This is a genomic window from Pseudomonas sp. NFX15 (genome assembly GCF_049132105.1).
Taxonomy (GTDB): domain Bacteria; phylum Pseudomonadota; class Gammaproteobacteria; order Pseudomonadales; family Pseudomonadaceae; genus Aquipseudomonas.
Map to the genome: position 1 here is coordinate 1 of NZ_JAFMPV010000023.1, position 18,489 is coordinate 18,489.

The following is an 18,489-nucleotide window of genomic DNA, read 5'->3' on the forward strand; positions in this document are numbered from 1 at the left end:
AAGACACGGATTGATGAATCGAACTATGATTTTTCATGGACTCGCCCTCGCTGTCGTTGGCTGTTTAGACTGCCACCGTGGCGCATTGACGCCTCGGCTTGGGCGAGTCCATCCAATTACAGGGGGGCCAATATGGACAAGGATATAGTGGGCCAGCCCCTGAAATCAGGGCTTAACCTTGCGTCCGGCCATGTGCTGCAAATACCCCACCAGCATCGCCAGATCCCCCTCCGGCAACACCTCGGTCGAGAACCCGGGCATTTTCGCCTGTGGCCACTGGCGCAAACTCTGTGGATCGCGGATGTAGCGCTTGAGGAAGTCTGCGCCAAAATATTCAGTCGGGTTGTACGGAATATTCAGGTCCGGCCCGAACTGCGCATCTCCGGCACCGTTGAGTCGATGACACGCCAGGCAGTTCTTCTGGAACAGTGCAAACCCCTTGTTAACCGGATCATCTGCCTTCAACGCCGGGTCGGGCAGCAGGGCGGGAAAGCGCTCGGCCACAGGTGCCAGGCGCTTGATGCTCGCCACCTGGAACGGCCATTGCTCCGGGCTGATATTGCCAGCCTGCGGGTCGGTCCAGACCAGATAGAAAGGCCCGGCGCCCGGCTTGCCTTCCGACAGCGATGGCCACGGTTGGGCCGGATCTTCAATCGCCAACCAGGCCCGGGCACCCCGGCTACTGAGCAGCGGCGCAGCGGCCATCTCGGCGGCAAAGCCATCCAGCGCCACGGCTTGTAGATGATCGTCAGGCTGGATGCCAGTCAGCAACGCGGACAGGGGCACGGCGCGGTAGCTCATGTCCCGTTTGTAGGAAACGTCGTTACTGATGTGAATGGTTTGAACCTGAGGATGCTTGAGCAATTCCTCGGTCTGCCAAGTGCGACTGTTCTCGCCCAGCCCAAGGTTCAACTGTGCGGCATACAGGGGCGAGCCGATAAGCAGGGCCCCGAGCAGTATGAGTATTTTCAAATGATTGCCGTCCATGTCGTGGAAGTGCCGTTAAGGTTGGCACAGCCACGCTGGCCCGGGTAGCGGGCCAGTCACATTTTGAGGGTGGCCATTCAAAAACTGTGACGCCGTTTCTTTTAGACGCGACTAGCCGATGACCCTGGTCAGGTTCGGCAGTATCAACAACAGCGTGGTGGCGAAAAGGATGAGTCCGGCTTGACGTACTTTCGGTTGTTTGAACATGGCTTGACCGCCTTTTTTGTTATTTCCTGATGCCTGCCTGCATAGCTCCATGACGGCAGGTGCACTCCTGTAGCGACGAGCGCCTCGGCAAAACCCGACGACAACTTCGTACAAGTTCACCTTAGAGCCCGCGCTGCGTCTGGTTTAGATCCATTTCGTATGGTTCGGTTACGAATCGTGTTAAAAAAGGCATGAGGCCTATTGCCAGCTTCTTTGCCGCCCGTTGGCTAGACAGCTTGCTGTCCTGAATCGGTTAATCCAGCCGCTCACTACCGTCCGTCTGAGCGTGTGCGTCAACGCGCGTGAGCGCTGCGGTCATTGAATCAAACGCGACTCGGGCCAAGAGTGGGCACTCGGTATTTCCCCACCTGCACTGCGGTTCGAGGACGTCATGACCCAAGCATTGATTTTCGACGCGTTACGCACGCCCCGCGGCAAAGGCAAGGCCGATGGCGCCTTGCACAGTGTCAAACCGGTGAACCTGGTGGCCGGTTTGCTCACCGCACTGCAACAGCGCACGGCATTGGACACTAGCCAGGTCGATGATGTGGTGCTCGGCTGCGTGACGCCGGTTGGCGATCAAGGTTCCGACATCGCCAAGACCGCCGCTCAGGTGGCCGATTGGGATGTCAGCGTGGCGGGAGTCCAGATCAACCGTTTCTGCGCTTCGGGGTTGGAGGCTGTAAACCTCGGTGCGATGAAAGTGCGTTCCGGCTTCGAAGACCTGGTGGTCGTCGGTGGTGTCGAGTCGATGTCCCGGGTACCGATGGGCAGCGATGGTGGGGCGTGGGCGCTGGACCCGGCGACCAATCTGCACAGTCACTTCACGCCGCAGGGCGTAGGCGCCGACCTGATCGCCACCCTCGAAGGTTTCAGCCGCCAGGACGTCGACGCCTACGCGCTGCACTCCCAGCAAAAAGCTGCGCGGGCACGGGCCGACGGTTCGTTCAACAAATCGCTGGTGCCGGTGCAGGACCAGAACGGCATCATCCTGCTCGATTACGATGAGTTCATTCGCGCCGATTCGACCCTTGAAGGCCTGGGCAAACTCAAGCCGAGCTTCGAGATGATGGGGCAGATGGGCTTCGATGCCACCGCGCTGCGGGTCTACAGCCATGTCGAGCGGATCAACCACGTTCACACCCCCGGCAACAGTTCCGGGATTGTCGATGGCGCGGCGCTGATGCTCATCGGCTCCGAGGCCAAGGGCCGGGCGCTGGGCTTGCAGCCTCGGGCGCGGATCGTCGCCACGGCGGTCACCAGCACCGATCCGACCATCATGCTCACCGGCCCCGCACCGGCGACCCGTAAAGCGCTGGCCAAGGCCGGGCTGCGAGTCGAGGACATCGACCTGTTTGAGGTCAACGAGGCATTCGCATCGGTGGTATTAAAGTTCATCAAGGACATGGCAGTTGACCCAGACAAGGTCAATGTCAACGGCGGTTCCATCGCCATGGGCCACCCGCTGGGCGCCACCGGCTGCGCGATTCTTGGCACGCTGCTCGATGAGCTGGAAGCCCGGCGCCTGCGTTATGGCCTCGCGACCCTGTGTGTCGGCGGCGGCATGGGCATAGCCACCATCATCGAACGCCTCTGAGCCTGGACTTCAAGGAAACCTGAATATGAACGAAGCCATTCGTTACGAAAAAGGCCAGGACCAGATTGTCGTCCTGACCATCGACATGCCCGGCCAGAGCGCCAATACCATGAACGCGGTATACCGCGAGGCCATGGCCGCCTGCGTTGCACGCTTGGTGGCGGACAAGGACAACATCGCCGGTGTCATCATCACCTCGGCCAAGAAGACCTTCTTTGCCGGCGGCGACCTCAATGAACTGATCAAGGTCGGCAAACCCGACGCCAAGGCCTTCTACGACATGGTCCTGACCCTCAAGGGCCAGTTGCGCGCCCTGGAAACCCTCGGCAAACCCGTGGTCGCCGCGATCAACGGCGCTGCATTAGGCGGCGGTTGGGAAATCTGCCTGGCCTGCCATCACCGCGTAGCGCTGGACAATCCGTCGGTGCAACTGGGCCTGCCGGAAGTCACTCTCGGCCTGCTGCCGGGCGGCGGAGGCGTGGTGCGCATGGTGCGCATGCTCGGGATCGAAAAGGCCCTGCCGTATCTGCTCGAAGGCAAGAAGGTGCGGCCACAGCAGGCGCTGCAGGCCGGCTTGATCGATGCGCTGGCAACCGATCACGACGACTTGCTGACCAAGGCGCGGGCGTGGATTGTCGCCAACCCGACGGCTGTGCAGCGTTGGGATGTGAAGGGTTTCCAGATTCCGGGTGGCACGCCGTCAAACCCGAAAGTCGCGCAGATGCTGGCGATTGCACCGTCTATCCTGCGCAGCAAAACCCAAGGCACGATGCCGGCGCCGGAGAAGATCCTCTGTGCGGCGGTCGAAGGCGCCCAGGTCGATTTCGACACCGCGCACCTGATCGAAACCCGCTACTTCACCGAACTGACCACCGGCCAGGTCTCGAAAAACCTGATCGGTACGTTCTGGTTCCAGCTCAACGAAATCAATGCCGGCGGCTCGCGGCCGCAAGGTTTTGCGCCCTATGTCACCCGTAAGGTCGGAGTGCTGGGCGCCGGGATGATGGGGGCCGGTATTGCATTTGTCAGTGCGTCGGCAGGTATTGAGGTGGTGCTCAAGGACATCAACCTTGCCGCAGCAGAGAAGGGCAAGGCGCATTCGGCGGCGCTGCTGGACAAGAAAGTCGCTCGCGGACATTTGAGCCATGAGCAACGGGACACCATTCTGTCACGCATTCAAACCAGCGAAAGCGATGCCGACCTGGCCGGTTGTGACCTGATCATCGAGGCCGTGTTCGAGGATCGTGAGCTGAAGGCCAAGGTTTCGTTGGCGGCACAGAAGGTCGTCGGCGCGGACGCGGTGATCGCGTCCAACACCTCGACCTTGCCGATCAGTGGCCTGGCGAACGCCGTGCCTGACCAGAGCAAATTCATTGGCCTGCATTTCTTCAGCCCTGTGGAAAAAATGTCGCTAGTGGAAATCATCAAGGGCGCCAATACCAGCGATGAAACCCTGGCCCGCGGATTTGATTTCGTCCTGCAAATCAAGAAAACCCCGATTGTGGTCAACGACAGCCGCGGTTTTTTCACCTCGCGGGTGTTCGGCACCTTCACCAACGAAGGCATCGCCATGCTGGGCGAAGGCGTCAATGCGGCGATGATCGAGACAGAAGCGCGCAAAGCCGGCATGCCTGTAGGACCGCTGGCGATTTCCGACGAAGTTTCCCTCAGTCTCATGAGCCATATCCGCCTGCAAACGGCCAAGGACCTGCAAGCAGAAGGGAAACCGCTGATAGAGCATCCGGCATTCGCCGTGATTGACTTGCTGCTCAATGAATACAAGCGTCCGGGCAAGGCAGCCGGTGGCGGTTTCTACGAGTATCCGGCGGGCGGCCAGAAACACCTGTGGCCTGAACTGAAAACCCGCTTCGAGAAAGCCGACGGTCAGATTTCACCCAAGGATGTGCGTGATCGCTTGCTGTTCGTGCAAGCCCTCGAAACGGTGCGTTGTGTGGAGGAGGGGGTACTGACCTCAACGGCCGATGCCAACGTCGGTTCGATCTTCGGGATCGGCTTTGCCGCGTGGACCGGCGGTGCGCTGCAGTTCATCAACCAGTACGGCGTGCAGGACTTTGTCGCCCGGGCCCAATACCTGGCCAAGCAATACGGTGAACGGTTTGCGCCACCCGCGTTGTTGCTGGAGAAAGCGGCCAAGGGGGAGGGGTTCTAAGGGCGGGATCACGCATTTCGGGGCTTGCCTTGTCACGGTGTTTCAAGGCAGGCTCTGGGGTGTGCATTATTCCCATCACGTGTCAGGTATTTTTTATGTCGTTACGCATCTGCATTCTGGAAACCGATCACCTGCGTCCGGAATTGGTTGACCGATATCAGGGCTACGGGCAGATGTTCAAACACCTGTTTTCGCAGCAACCGATTGCCGCCGAGTTCACCATCTACAACGTGGTGCAGGGTCAATACCCAAGCGACGACCTGACGTTCGACGCCTACTTGGTGACAGGCAGCAAGGCCGATTCCTTCGGCACCGACCCGTGGATCGAAACCCTCAGGCAATACCTGCTGACCCGCTACGAGCGCGGCGACAAGCTGTTGGGTGTGTGCTTTGGTCACCAATTGCTGGCACTGCTGCTGGGCGGCAAGAGCGAACGGGCAACCCAGGGTTGGGGGGTCGGCACGCATAACTATAAAATGGCCGCCAAGGCGCCATGGATGAGTCCGGTGCGTGAGGAACTGACGCTGCTGATCAGCCACCAGGATCAGGTCACATCCCTGCCGGAAAACGCTACGGTCATCGCGTCCAGTGATTTCTGCCCGTTTGCCGCCTACCACATCAACGACCAGGTGCTGTGCTTCCAGGGGCACCCGGAATTCATCCACGACTATTCCCGTGCCCTGCTGGAGATTCGCCAGGAAGCCTTGGGTGAGCCGATTTACTCCAAAGGCATTGCAAGCCTGGAACAGGCACATCACGGCGCTACGGTTGCCGAATGGATGATGCGGTTTGTGGCGCACAAGCCACAAACGGCTTAAGGCAAAAGCTTCGCTAGCAAGCCAGCTCCTACAGAAGAATTCGTGTCCATTGTAGGAGCTGGCTTGCCAGCGAATCTCCCAAACACCCAGGTCCCGACTACAACCACCCCGACTTCTTGAAGCTCGCCCACAACCCTACACATCCAACTGTAATGAAGCCGAGGACGGCGAAATACCCGTAGTGCCAGCTCAACTCCGGCATGTTCTGGAAGTTCATCCCGTAAATCCCCGCCACCGCCGTCGGAAACGCCAGAATGGCCGCCCAAGCTGCGAATTTGCGTTGCACCACGCTCTGACGTGAAGCTTCCAGCAACACCCCGACTTCAATCGTCTGGCTGGCAATATCCGCCAGGGTCGTCAGGTCTTCCATCTGCCGCGTGACATGGATCTGCACATCGCGAAAGTACGGGCGCATGTTCTTGTCGATGAACGGGAAGCTCAGCTTTTGCAGTTCCTCGCCCACTTCGATCATCGGCGCCACATAACGGCGCAAGCGCAAGACATCGCGACGCAGGCCATGGAGTTTCTGGATGTCGTAATCATTGAGCGAACCGCACAACACATTGCGCTCCAGCTCATCGATTTCCGCGTGAATGGCTTCACCCATCGGCTGATAGTTTTCGATCACGAAGTCGAGCAGGGCATACAGAACGAAATCTTCTCCGTGGTCGAGCAACAGCGGACGCGCCTCACAGCGCTGTCGGACGTGGGCGTAGGACGCCGAGTGACCGTTGCGCGCCGTGATGATGTAGCCGTTGCCGGCGAAGATGTGAGTTTCGATGAACTCGAGCTTGCCCTCATGGCGGATGGGCGAATAGGTCACGATGAACAGCGCATCGCCGAAGGTTTCCAGCTTCGGTCGGCTGTGTTTTTCCAGGGCGTCCTCGATGGCCAGTTCGTGCAGGTTGAACTGGCGTTGCAGGTTGGCCAGCTCCTGGGCGTTTGGCTCTTCGAGGCCGATCCAGACAAAGTGGCCGGGTTTGGCTGCCCAGGCTGCGCCTTCGTCGAGGGTGATATTGGTGACTTTCTTTCCCGCGCTATAAACCGCAGCAGCAACAACTCTACCCATGATGGTGGTTCACTTCTTATTGGCAGCTTTAATTGGCAACAAATGCAATGGCAGTGCTGATCAGCTTAGCCTTGCCAGTGTTTGAGAGTCAGTTAAATCTGCCGAGTTCGCCGGCAAAGGTTCGCAGGCAAAAGAAAACCCGCACCAGGCGGGTTTTGATTTTCAGGCGGCTTGCAGTTGCCGGTCCATCGATTCGATGCATTCACGCATCTGCTCGCGACACTGAGCAATCAGCAGGGGCATGTCATCCAGACTCAATCCGACTGTGGGGATCGCTGGCAATGAGCGAATCAGAATTTTCCCACTTCGCCAGCGGTTCAATCGCATGTGTTTGACGTAACTGCTGACACACACCGGGACGATCGGTACACCGGCGGCAATCGCCATCTGGAACGCGCCTTTCTTGAACGGGAGCAGTTCTTCACCCAGGTTGCGCGTACCTTCCGGGAACACCCAGATCGAAGTTTCCTTGTTTTGCAGGGTGTGGGTGGTGGTCAGCATCGACTGGCGTGCCTTGTGCGCGTTACCACGGTCGATCAACACATTGCCCGCCAGCCAGAACAACTGCCCGAACAGCGGCACCCACTTCAGGCTCTTTTTGCCGATGCACACGGTACGGCGCGGCACCACATTGCCAAACACAAACAGGTCATAGTTGGACTGGTGGTTGGCGATGATCACGCAGCTGTCGGGTTTGTCCATCAGCGGCCCGACCTCGGCCTTCACCCGCAAGCGCAAAATGCACATGGCCGGCCACGCGTACAGGCGTGCGCACAGACGGCTATTGTCCGGGTTGAACGGCCGGCACAGGCCGAGTATCACGCCCAGCACACCCGCCACGATAAAGTGCATGCCCATCAATGACATACGAAACAAAAACAGCATTTACAGGCCCCAGCGGGACAAAAGGTGGCGCAGTGTACGGATGTGCACTGTTTTCGGCAATTGCCGCCAGATAGGTAGGAGATAACCGATGTTTGTGCTGATGTTTCCGACTTATCGGTCAGATGCGGTCTAGAGCGGTTACACACCTTTCAGAGTGACAGGTAAGAAAAAGCCCGACACGACGGTCGGGCTTTTCGACGTTACAGATTCGGGCTTAACCCAAATGCTCCTGATCCTGGATGATTGCGTTGTCCAGGGCCTCGAGCAATGCCTTGCGCACCTTCAACTTGGTGTTCTTGTGCGCGGTCATATTGATCTTCTTCAACTGGCGAGCCGCCGCCAGCGCCGCGCCTTGCAGTTCTTCAGCCGACACCAGCACATCCAGGAAACCAGCCGTCACAGCGCCTTGTGGCGTGAACATCTCGCCGTTGACCACCGAACGCTGCAACGCCACTTTGTTCAGGCGATCACGGGCAATCTCGATGCCGGCGTGGTGCATGGTCATGCCAATCTGCACTTCGTTCAGGCCAATGCTGAAGGCCCCATCCACGCCGATACGGTAGTCGGCCGACAGCAGCAGGAACGCACCTTTGGCCACCGCATGCCCAGGGCACGCGACGATTACCGGGAAGGGGTGCGACAGCAGGCGACGGGCCAGGGTCGAGCCGGAAGTCACCAACGCCACGGCTTCTTTAGGGCCGGAGGTCATCACCTTCAGGTCATAGCCGCCAGAAAGAATGCCCGGCTGGCCGGTAATGATCACCACCGCACGATCAGCCACCGCCTGATCCAGCGCAGCGTTGAACGCGGCAATCACATCCGGGGAAATGGCATTGACCTTGCCATTGCTCAAGGTCAGGGTCGCGATACCGTCTTCGAGATGGTAGGAAATCAACTCACTCATGACGCTATTCCTTTCAATAAAGTTGGGCAGACGTTACCCACCGCCGCCGGCCAGGTAAAGCGCCGTGACTGACCCGCCAGTCACCCTTTTGCTGTACGTCACAGGCACCCGGCCGCGCCTATTGGGCATTCCCCTCTATATAGGAGCAGGCACGAAGCCGGAGTTTGGCCGGTTTGCCATGGCTCGCAGCGACCACAAACAGTGAATCGCGTTAACCGCATGAAAATTCTCAAAAAAATGTTTGCCATCGGAAAAGCTTTCGACTACATTAGCGCGCCTCGACAGACAGAACATGTTTGAAGAGATACGGTGAAGTGTCCGAGTGGCTTAAGGAGCACGCCTGGAAAGTGTGTATACAGGAAACTGTATCGAGAGTTCGAATCTCTCCTTCACCGCCACATTCTGTAAACAAAACCCCTGGTTTCGAAAGAAGCCGGGGGTTTTGTGTTTTTATTGCCCAAGATTTTTCGCGCCGTTTCGAGGTGACTCAGGTTTGCGGCTTAAGGTGCTTTCCGAAATGATCGTAGGAAGAAAGAGTATCTTGTCGGACGTAATGGCGAAAGGCACAGCAACTCGTGTCTTTCAGAGATCCTGACAGCTCAAATTATGTGTTCCGCCAAAGGCTTTGCGTTTTTGTTTTCTACGTACAGAATGCAAAAACGAGTCGCGTACTTGGTGCGACGCTTTGCCAAAATGGGCATATACACGGTATGCAGGAATTCACAATGAAGCAGGCCGAACTCGAAAAGGTTCACGTGGAAATCGTCAAGCTGATGGCGGAGCAGCGCAAGCTGAACGCTGAGGCGGGCAAGATGACGCGTGAAACGTTTTGGTATCCTGTGGCGGTTGCGACTGGCCTTATCGGTACGGTTGCCACTATCACTGCGGTGCTGATCAAGCTGCTTTGACGGCGTCGAGTTATCCAAGGAGCAGCAATGATCACCACCACCACCCATTCCATCGAAGGCCGGCAGATTACAGCCTACCTGGACATCGTCAGTGCTGAGTCGGTGCAAGGGATCAACGTCGTCCGTGACGTGTTTGCCGGGATGCGTGACTTCTTCGGTGGGCGTTCGCAGACACTGGAGCGAGCGTTGAAGGAAGCACGCATCCAGGCCACCGATGAAATCAAGGAGCGGGCGCAGGCGCTTCAGGCAGACGCGGTAGTCGGGCTCGATTATGAGATCAGTATGCCGGCGGGCAAGGGCGCAATGGTCGTGGTATTTGTCACCGGGACGGCGGTCAAGCTGGGGTAAAGGGGCAGGCCATTCGTCGGTGTCGGGAAAAATGGAACGGCAAGTCCGTTAGTGACCGGCTAGTCTCGAAAGCCTTGGTGATCGATATTTTTCGGGCAAAAGGGCTTGCCGGTGTCGATCCCGCTTTCAGAAAAGGGGTGAAGAAATGACTGATCCGTATCTCGAGGACGATGGCGCAGAGTTTCCGATCAACAATTCCGTGCGGTGTGGCCAGACCCAGTATGTGGCCGGTTTCGGCGAGGACCAGACCGAGGTCGACAAGATCAAGACCCGGGCTTGCAGGGTGCTGAAGGGCAAATTTCTGCCCAAGGTGACAGTGCCGGTCATGAAGTAATTCACCTTCAGCAGACCCCGTCATTGAGCGGGTTTTTTCATGCCTGAACGGGTTGTATGACAAATAGTTTAAGGTTTCGATCCTTCACAAACTTTTCACAGCAGGCTCCGTAGTCTCAGCTCATCCGTTAGAAAGCAACACCTGGCCCGTTTCCCCAGCGGGCTTTTTTTTGTCCGCGATAAAACCTTTTCCGTAAACGCTGTCCAACCGTCGCCAATCGCGAAGTTGGACCGGCGTGCTGGACTTTATCCGCGCAAAAGCATTCAATCTCGCCCCCTTTTTGTGTACCCCTATTTTTGAGGTTTTTGTCATGCGTTTAACTCTGCCCGCTCTCTTTCTGGGGCTTCTGTTTGCTCAAGGTGCAATGGCGGGTGACGGCACAGCCGCGCTAGGTGGTGGCTTGGGCGGCGCATTGGGCAATGTGGTCGGCCAGAAAATGGGCGGCAGCACCGGTGCAGCGATTGGCGCAGGTGTTGCGGGCGCGGCCGGGAGCGCAGTGACTGCCAAGAAAGGTCATCGCACCAGTGCGGCAATTGGTGGCGGCGTTGGCGCGGCAGGTGGTTCGGTGATCGGCAACAGCCTCGGCGGCAAATCCGGCGCAACCATCGGTGCAGGCCTGGGCGGCGCACTGGGCGGCGGCGTCGGCAGCAACATGGCAAATGGTCACAAGCGTCACTGATCCATCCAGGTATAAAAAGCCCGGTTTTATGCCGGGCTTTTTCGTATGTGAACGTTTTGCGGTGCTGCGGCTCAAAACTTCCATACCCTTGAAGAATGCGAGGCGTGCCATGAACCCGAAACCCAGCGGCAAAGAAACCGGAAGCTTGAGCGCTCGACGATTGATGTTGCCAGCGATTGTTTTCGGATTGCTGCTCTCTCAGGCCGCACTGGCAGCCGGTAACGGCGATGCCGCGGTGGGCGGTGGACTGGGTGGCGTGCTGGGCAATGTCGTCGGCGGCCATGTGGGCGGTAGCACCGGTGCAGCGATTGGTGCCGGTGTCGGCGGCGCGGCCGGCAGTGCCGTTGCGGCACCCAAGCACAGTCGCACAGAAGCGGCGATCGGCGGTGGGTTGGGCGCAGCCGGTGGCTCGGTCGTCGGTAACAACCTCGGCGGCTCGACCGGATCGGCCGTCGGTGCTGGGCTTGGCGGCGCGGCAGGCGGAGCGGTCGGTAACAATCTGGGAAGTGACAGCAGCCACTCACACTCCGGTGGCGGTCATAAACACTCAAACAAACACCACAACAAACATCACTGACTGAGCGAGGCATCCCATGACTCCGGAAACCGAAGGCAAGGAAGAAAAAGGACCAAGCGGGCTGCCATTCATCAACGATCCCGGCAACGAAGATCCGGGATCGTTGATGGATGATGCGACGGTACCGCTGAACGATGCGGATGATGCTGGGGATGTGGGGAATGTGGATTTTGAAGATGAGGATTGATTGAGAGCGGTATTGAATTGGGCGGGTGTGCCTGGACGAACGCATTCCGCGCCCAGTTCTCTGCACTTCAATCCGATAGAGAGGTGCAATATGTGCGCTGATTTGAAAGACCCCGAAGTTGACGACACTCCAGAATATCCGCTGCCTTCGCCGACGAATTCCTTGGCGCGAGATCAACTTCCGCCAGAGGATGATGTAGGGGAGGAACAAGCTACGAGCAATGAGACAAAAGAGGGTGATCTTGATGCAAATAAAAACTGACGTTGTCGGTGGCAAAATTTGATTGAGTGTTTCTAGCATTCTATTTATTGGTCGACAGGGTCAGTATTAATCCACCTCATAAAGAATTCCTTTTGGATCTCCGGATTATTTGTCAGGTTTTCCTCTTCGTAGTCGAAGATACTCACCACATCATTTCTGTGTGCATTTTTTCCCAGTGTTAGCTCGTATGCCTTCACCCCTTGAGTCATCTGTGAAGACATACTTGAAGGGTGGACATTGATTTTTGCGCCTTTACATAAAAAGGTTACATCAGGGTTGTTTTTTCTTATTTTTCCAAAGCATTCATATAGATCGCTGCCGGTCTCCGAGTTTTTATAGCCATTTTTCATAATGAAAGTAATTGTTAGGTTTTTTGAGTCGCACAGGAGTTCGGCCCCTTGACGCGTTCCATTCGCGATGATCAATACTTCTAAAGTTTCAAATTTCCTAGAGCGAACCACCCCGTATTACTCTGGTCGATTTGTTCGTAAGGAGTCGAGCCATCGTTTGTAAAATTCTCTTTGTTGTTGAATGTCGTGTGTTATGTCGACTTCTTCATAATCGAAGATATTAACAAGGTCTTCAGGCTCAGCTGATTGTTCTAGTGTGTGTTCATAGGCCAATATGCCTGTGGACATTTGGGACGACATTCTAGACGGATAAACATTGAGCTTCGCCCCTTTACATAGAAAAATCGTTTCCGGAAAATCTGCTCTTAATAATCCCAGACATTCATAGAAGTCTCGAGCTGTATAGGTTTTTTTTGATCCGTTCTCCATTATTAGTATCAAAGTCCGTTTTCGTCGGTCGCATTCGATAATGGCTTTCTGAGTAACTCCGTGTGTAATTATTGGTATTTCAATAATTTTCATACCTATTTCCCTATGGGTTGGATGTTAAACGTTTTTTAGCTACCTTCGTAGTTAGCAGAAGTAGCGTCTAAAATAGTGTTGCTGAGAACCCCGCCTCGTCGAAACGTGTACCATGGTACAGTCGGTGCTATAAGTCTTACGAAGTGCGCATTAGCAGCCTCAAAGGTCGACGCCAACGTGTTCCAATAAGTGAGGGCTCGTACACGCCGCCACTGAAACGCCATCGACCATAAAAGGAATGCAGTAGAAACTTCGCCTCACCAATTTATGGATACTGCTATGTATTGAAATAGGTAACCGAAAACTCTGTCCATTATTTCGCTACTGCCTATATCCAATGAGTTCAGCCAGTCGAGGCTTATAATCAGAGCATGCCTAAAACATGCTCCAGCCAAGCCCTACCTGACGGCCATGCATAAGGGTAATAGTAGGAGCATCCTAATCCCTCAAATAGGAATTCTTGTAATTCACCTTCATTTTGGATTGTATTCACAACAAGTATTAACTCATCTTTCACTCGTGCAATCATCTCAATTGATGAGTCTGCAACGAATGCTCGAATCACTTCGTCTTCGGTCGCATGATCAGATCTCCAATCTTGATGAAAATAACCAGAAAAAAATTGGACTAACGCTGGGTATTGCGTACTCATTTTTCTGCATATCCCGTGTGTATTCGATATCCGCTAGGCAATTGTTTGTCCTTCCGTAAAACTAGTAGCACTCCAGAGCCAGGTACCACATCAGATGCTTGGCGTTTTAGGATAACACCGACTGGGTAAGGTACTGAATCCTTAATGATTAGTTGATTTTCTTTGCTTTTAGTGAAGGTTTCTATTTGTGCTTTGTTCTTTGCTAATACACTAGATGTGGATTTTTCTGCTATGGCTCGATCATAAAAAGTAGATGCTCTGCCCAGCCACGGCTCATCACTGAGCCTTTCTGCCAACTGTTCCTTGGATCTACCGATGTGTTTCGCAATTAGGTGACCGCCCCGAGCTTCATGCGTCGCCAATCCGCCGCCGGGGACAATTTCGCTAAACGGTCCGTCCGCATTGATATCTCCTGGGCATTTGCAAGCCAACCCCAACGGATCCACCCACCCCGTCGGGTTGCGCGTGTACTGGTACGGGTTCAGCCCACCGGCCAATTTGACCGGATCCGGCGTCAGGTAACGTCCAAGATCCGGGTGGTAGTAGCGATGGCGGTTGTAGTGCAGGCCGGTCTCGGCATCGCAGTACTGCCCCTGAAAACGCAGCGGTTGTTCCAGGTGTTCGCCGCTGCCGTGGCTCACTTCGCGCAGTTTGCCGTAGGCGCTGTAGCGCGCTGACCAGACCCGTTGGCCGTCGTGGCGGGTGAGCTCCTGCGGGGTGCCGAGGTGGTCGAGTTGGTAGTAGAACGGGCGGGCGTTTTGGCGGCCCTTGCCGTCGAGCATGACCAAGGGTCGGAAAGTGCCGGGTTCGTAGAGGTAGCTGCGGTAGTGGTTGGGGCCGCTTTCGGCGATCAGTTGCTCGCCTTGCCAGAAAAATTGTGTGGTCTGGCCGTTGACGGTTTTGGCGATGCGTCGGCCGAAGGCGTCGTAGCGGTAGCTTGCTTTTCGGCCGTCCGGGGTGGTGACGCCGGTCAGGCGGTGCTGGCTGTCGTAGCGGTATTCGGTGACCTGGCTTGGGATGCCGCGGCGTTCGCGGATCAGGTTGCCGAAGGCGTCGTAGTCGTAATGGCTGTCATCGCGCTGGCGCAGGCGGTTGCCCTGCATCCGGGTGGGGCCGGGGCGGTTGTGGATCAGCAGGTTGTTGGCCAGGTCGTGGCTGATGTGTTCCAGCGATTCGTCGCGCAGATGGCGCACCCGGGTCAGGCGGTCGAGGGCGTCGTACTGGTAGCGACGCTGGCCGTGGCGGCTGTCGTCGATCTGCAGCAGATTGCCGCGGGCGCTGTAGGCATAGTCGCGGCGGTACAGGGTTTGCTGGTGGTGTCTGACGGCATGCGCCTGCAAACGGCCCTGATCGTCGTAGGCATAGTCGCTGAGCAACTGACCCTGCTGGCGTTGCCGTTCGCGGCCGGCGACGAAGCGGTGGCTGGTCAGGCGGGTGCCGTTGAGGTCGATGGCCGTGAGCGCGCCGCCCTCGGCATGCTGATAATCCAGCACGCAGCCGTCGGGCAGGCGCAAGCGCTTGAGCCGCCCGCCGCTGTCGTAGGCGTAACGCAGGGTGCCCCAACTCTGGTGTTCGGTGATCAGCCGGTCCTGGCGGTCGTATTCGAACTCCAGCGGATGGTTTTGGCCGCCATCGACGCTGCGCAGGCGGCCGAGGTCGTCGTAGCGGTAGGCGACCTTGACCCCGTCGGGCAGGGTCTTGAGCAACAGACGTCCGGCTGCATCGCGTTGGTAGTGGGTGACCAGAGAAGAACCGTCGTCGCCGAACTCGGTTTTCTCCAGCAACTGGCCGTTGAGGTCGTAGGCGTACGCGGTGCGCCGGCCATCAAAACCGGTTTCCTGGCGGATCAGTCCGCCCGGCGTGTAGTCCAGCTTGTAGGTGTCACCGACCTCGTTGTCGATGGCGGTGAGCAACAACTGCGCGTGGTCGTAACGGTAATTCAGGGTGCTGCCGTCGGGGTTGATGCGGCGGCTGACCCGATGCAGGTCGTCGGCGTACTCGTAGCGGGTGATTCGGCCCAGTTCGTCGGTTTCGCTGGTGATCTGGCCGTAGGCGTTGTAGGCATAACGACAACGTGCGCCGGTCGGAAAAGTCGTCTGGGTCAGTCGGCCAACGGCGTCCCACGCATAAGCGCTGACCGCGCCGTGCTCATCGCGCTGGGTAATCCGCCGACCCAAATCGTCGTAGGAAAAGGCCCGTCGGCTGCCGTCCGGCAAGGTCTCTTCGAGCAATTGCCCCAAGCCGTTCCAGACGAAGTGATGGCCGCTCTGGTCCGGATAACGGACGGTCAGCAGCCGTCCCTGCGGGTCGTAGAAATAGCGGGTGATCTGCCCCTCCGGGTCGGTGACCGCGCTGATATCGCCCTGGGTATTGCGCTGGTATTTCCACTCAGCCTCACCGCGGCGGCGCGCGTGCAGGAAACCGTGGCGATACTCGTAGGACGTCGGCGCATCAAACGGCGGCAATAGCGCGATCAGCCGTCCGACCTCGTCATAACGGTATTCGGTAACAGCGCCGAGGGCGTTCTGCTTGGCGATCAGACGGCCTTGATCGTCATAGGCCTTATGCCGTTCGCCACCGTCCAGCCCGACCTGCCGCACCAGCCGCGCGCGCTCGTCGTGCTGGTAAATTTCTTCACTGCCATCGGCGTTTTTTACCGTGACCGTGCCGCGCTCATCCCAGGTGTAACGCGCCTCCATCTGCGCAAACGACGCCCAGTGCCGCACGCAACGCGCCGCTTTGCCGGCCCGTTCCCAGGCCCAGAAAAAACTCGCGCCGCCGGCCAGTTGCCGTTGCAGGATGACGTGCTGTTCGTCGTAGTCGTAACGCTCGGACTCGCCGGCGGCGTTGGTCACTTCGACCAGCCGCTGGCGCGCGTCGTAGCGGTAAGTCACCAGCGTCTGTTCGGTACGCCAGGAGTGTTCCTCACTGGGCGCCGGTTGCCGCACCTGATAGTCGATGGCCATCAGGTGCTGGTGCTCGTAGCGCAAGAACAACGAACGGCCGGCGCCGTTATCGAGGCGTTCGATCCGGTCGCGGTAATCGCGGCGCAGGCCCAGGCGGTTGCCATAGGCGTCGCTGATCGTTGTCAGTCGGCCATCGCGAAAGTGATAAAAGCGCGGTGCATCACCGGCCAGGGCGAGGATCAGTTCATCCGGCTCCTCGCCGAGGTAAATCGCCGCTCGCGACAAACTGTTATGGATCACCGGGCGTTCGCGCGTCGGTCGCGGAAACCGCGTCCGGCGGTTTTCCTGATCGACCCAGATCACTTGCTCGCCGTCGACCTCCAGGTGTTGCGACAGCGAATGGCTCCAGCCAAAACCCAAACCGCAATCGAGTTCGACGGCGCTGGTGCGATAAAGGCGGGTGAAGTCGAAGGGCAAAATGCCGTCGAGGGTGCCGTCGGTGAGGGTCAGCAGTTCTTCGCCGGTGACCATCGACACCGGGCACTGGTTGGTCGCGGTGCGTTCGACGGTATCGCTGCTGTCGCCGTTGGGGTTTTTCGCCTGGCTCGAAGCATCGTCCCGATGTTCATGTCGGCTAAGACGAGTCGTGGCTCCTGACTTTTTCCGAGCGATGGCCATCGGGTTTTCGATCTGGACAACGGGTTTGTCCGTCGCGCTGATCAGCAATGGGACCGCGGGTGCAGGTTTCAGCGGCGCATTCCGGGCACCGACCATTAACGGCTTCAGTGCCCCAGCGTGAGCTTGCAGGTCGGATCGAGAGGCCAGTTCGGCCAGTCGCAGGCTGGCCGCAGCCAACCAGCGGCGGGCACGTGGGGAGTTGATCCTGTTCAACACTTTGACGCTAAGGCCTAGCTTCAGGCCCACAGGTCCGGTCAGACAGGCCAGCAGGAAACCAATCAGGATCTCCGTTCGAATTTGCGCCACGACTTCGGCGCTGTATTGCGGTGGCAACATCTTCAGCCAACTGGTGAACGCGGCCAGATGAATGAACATCAGCGGCTCGTCACCGAGCACCAGCAGCAGGTTGGCGATGGCCTCGGACGATGCATTCAACAACGCCGCAAGGTCCGCCTCACTGAGGTACTCAAGAAGCTTTTCGCTGTTGGCTTGCAGGTCCGCGATCAGGGCGTACACCTGCTTCACGTCATCCCACAATCCATGCAGTGACTTCTCGAAACCACGCCAATCGGCCCGTTGCAATGTGCGATAGCGTTCCGTGAAGCCCGCCCCGGAAAACTCGGCCCACAAAGGCTGGAACTCTGTCTCCCACTCAGAGCGCAGCCAGCCCTCCAGGTCGCCGATTACACCCACATAGGAGTCGTAAAGTGCTTTGACATGCGCGGCGCAAACGTTGGGAAAGAAGGTGATGCGATAGCGTTGGCCGCGCCAGCAATCGGGGATTTCCAAGATGCCGCTGGGGCCGATGGTGGCGTGAATCGGCGCGCCATATTCGGGTTCACCTTGACCCTCATTGAGTAACGGCTCGAGCTTGACCGGTGTGTCACCGATGGGCACGAATCGCGCGGCGTCGAACATATGCACCAGCGTCAACGGACCGCTAGCGGGGCAGGCGGCAACCGTCGAGCTGACGGGGGACGTTGAATTTTTCGGTGCGCTGAGCCGGACCTGGTTACCGACCTTGAAGACTTGCTCGACATCCAGCAGTCGGCCGGTCCAGAAATTTTCCGCCCAGGTGTCGTAATCGTTGAGGCAAAGACGAAATTCCCCGAGCAAAGCTTCAAAATCCGGATGCTCGGGGTTCATGGCGGCAACCACCAGCAGGCCGATGGTGTTATTCAGGGCCAACATCTGTTGGGGATTGAACATCGGCAGTCTTTCGCTGGGTGGCTTGTGGAGCGCGAAACTCTGCGGGGGATCGGCAAGGAAAGAAGTCGGGAAAGTTGGCGGTTGATGTAGGGCGATTCGCTAAATGACGGAAAGCCGTTGGGCGTGGATCGGGATTTCATCGTTGCCCTGGGCTAGCGGTGGTCGCTATGCTGCTGAAACCTTTAATCCCTCCGGGCCTTGGCAATGTCTGCGCCGCCCGGGATGCCTCAGAAAACGGATC

At 57.6% G+C, this 18,489-nt stretch carries 16 protein-coding genes and 1 tRNA gene; 10 read left to right on the forward strand and 7 right to left on the reverse strand.

Features of this window, described 5'->3' with window-relative positions; all coding sequences use genetic code 11:
- Positions 1-165: 165 nt before the first annotated feature.
- On the reverse strand, positions 166-987 hold the full coding sequence (locus tag J1D76_RS21175; RefSeq protein WP_421140305.1) for a c-type cytochrome: 822 nt from the start codon (positions 985-987) through the stop codon (positions 166-168).
- 598 nt (positions 988-1,585) lie between these two features.
- Here J1D76_RS21175 and J1D76_RS21180 point away from each other — a divergent pair.
- From J1D76_RS21180 to J1D76_RS21190, 3 genes are all read left to right on the forward strand, one after another.
- Complete coding sequence (locus J1D76_RS21180; RefSeq protein ID WP_421140306.1) at positions 1,586-2,791, forward strand: acetyl-CoA C-acetyltransferase; 1,206 nt, start codon at positions 1,586-1,588, stop codon at positions 2,789-2,791.
- 25 nt (positions 2,792-2,816) lie between these two features.
- Positions 2,817-4,961 (forward strand): 3-hydroxyacyl-CoA dehydrogenase NAD-binding domain-containing protein, encoded by a 2,145-nt coding sequence (locus tag J1D76_RS21185; RefSeq protein WP_421140307.1) that lies wholly within the window; start codon positions 2,817-2,819, stop codon positions 4,959-4,961.
- Between the two features lie 95 nt (positions 4,962-5,056).
- The gene (locus J1D76_RS21190) at positions 5,057-5,779 is read left to right on the forward strand and encodes an amidotransferase (RefSeq protein ID WP_421140308.1); all 723 of its coding nucleotides are present in this window, start codon (positions 5,057-5,059) and stop codon (positions 5,777-5,779) included.
- Between the two features lie 97 nt (positions 5,780-5,876).
- On the opposite strand, the gene J1D76_RS21195 is transcribed toward J1D76_RS21190, so the two are convergent.
- The 3 genes from J1D76_RS21195 to J1D76_RS21205 form a co-directional block, all read right to left on the reverse strand.
- Complete coding sequence (locus tag J1D76_RS21195) at positions 5,877-6,848, reverse strand: magnesium and cobalt transport protein CorA (protein ID WP_421140309.1); 972 nt, start codon at positions 6,846-6,848, stop codon at positions 5,877-5,879.
- Between the two features lie 162 nt (positions 6,849-7,010).
- The gene (locus J1D76_RS21200; RefSeq protein WP_421140310.1) at positions 7,011-7,733 is read right to left on the reverse strand and encodes a lysophospholipid acyltransferase family protein; all 723 of its coding nucleotides are present in this window, start codon (positions 7,731-7,733) and stop codon (positions 7,011-7,013) included.
- Positions 7,734-7,947: 214 nt separating this feature from the next.
- Positions 7,948-8,637: a crotonase/enoyl-CoA hydratase family protein gene (locus J1D76_RS21205; protein ID WP_421140311.1), complete on the reverse strand. Its 690-nt coding sequence runs from the start codon at positions 8,635-8,637 to the stop codon at positions 7,948-7,950.
- Positions 8,638-8,945: 308 nt separating this feature from the next.
- Between J1D76_RS21205 and J1D76_RS21210 the strand changes: the two genes are divergently transcribed.
- From J1D76_RS21210 to J1D76_RS21240, 7 genes are all read left to right on the forward strand, one after another.
- Positions 8,946-9,035: transfer RNA gene (locus tag J1D76_RS21210), tRNA-Ser, on the forward strand.
- Between the two features lie 327 nt (positions 9,036-9,362).
- A complete protein-coding gene (locus J1D76_RS21215; protein WP_421140312.1) occupies positions 9,363-9,545 on the forward strand; it encodes a hypothetical protein in 183 nt (60 codons plus the stop codon).
- A 27-nt stretch (positions 9,546-9,572) separates the two neighbouring features.
- Positions 9,573-9,893, forward strand: coding sequence for a YbjQ family protein (locus J1D76_RS21220; RefSeq protein ID WP_421140313.1), 321 nt, complete (start codon positions 9,573-9,575; stop codon positions 9,891-9,893).
- Between the two features lie 145 nt (positions 9,894-10,038).
- Positions 10,039-10,227: a hypothetical protein gene (locus J1D76_RS21225; protein WP_421140314.1), complete on the forward strand. Its 189-nt coding sequence runs from the start codon at positions 10,039-10,041 to the stop codon at positions 10,225-10,227.
- 310 nt (positions 10,228-10,537) lie between these two features.
- Entirely contained in the window at positions 10,538-10,906 is a 369-nt protein-coding gene (locus J1D76_RS21230; RefSeq protein ID WP_421140315.1) for a bacteriocin, read from the forward strand.
- 109 nt (positions 10,907-11,015) lie between these two features.
- Positions 11,016-11,483, forward strand: a complete 468-nt coding sequence (locus J1D76_RS21235) for a glycine zipper domain-containing protein (protein ID WP_421140316.1) — start codon at positions 11,016-11,018, stop codon at positions 11,481-11,483.
- Between the two features lie 16 nt (positions 11,484-11,499).
- On the forward strand, positions 11,500-11,670 hold the full coding sequence (locus J1D76_RS21240; protein WP_421140317.1) for a hypothetical protein: 171 nt from the start codon (positions 11,500-11,502) through the stop codon (positions 11,668-11,670).
- A 305-nt stretch (positions 11,671-11,975) separates the two neighbouring features.
- Here J1D76_RS21240 and J1D76_RS21245 read toward each other — a convergent pair whose 3' ends face one another.
- The 3 genes from J1D76_RS21245 to J1D76_RS21255 form a co-directional block, all read right to left on the reverse strand.
- A complete protein-coding gene (locus J1D76_RS21245; protein ID WP_421140318.1) occupies positions 11,976-12,392 on the reverse strand; it encodes a hypothetical protein in 417 nt (138 codons plus the stop codon).
- A gap of 775 nt (positions 12,393-13,167) precedes the next feature.
- The gene (locus J1D76_RS21250) at positions 13,168-13,455 is read right to left on the reverse strand and encodes a contact-dependent growth inhibition system immunity protein (protein WP_421140319.1); all 288 of its coding nucleotides are present in this window, start codon (positions 13,453-13,455) and stop codon (positions 13,168-13,170) included.
- On the reverse strand, positions 13,452-18,248 hold the full coding sequence (locus tag J1D76_RS21255) for an RHS repeat-associated core domain-containing protein (RefSeq protein ID WP_421140320.1): 4,797 nt from the start codon (positions 18,246-18,248) through the stop codon (positions 13,452-13,454). Before J1D76_RS21255 ends, J1D76_RS21250 begins: the two co-directional genes overlap by 4 nt.
- Positions 18,249-18,489: the final 241 nt, after the last annotated feature.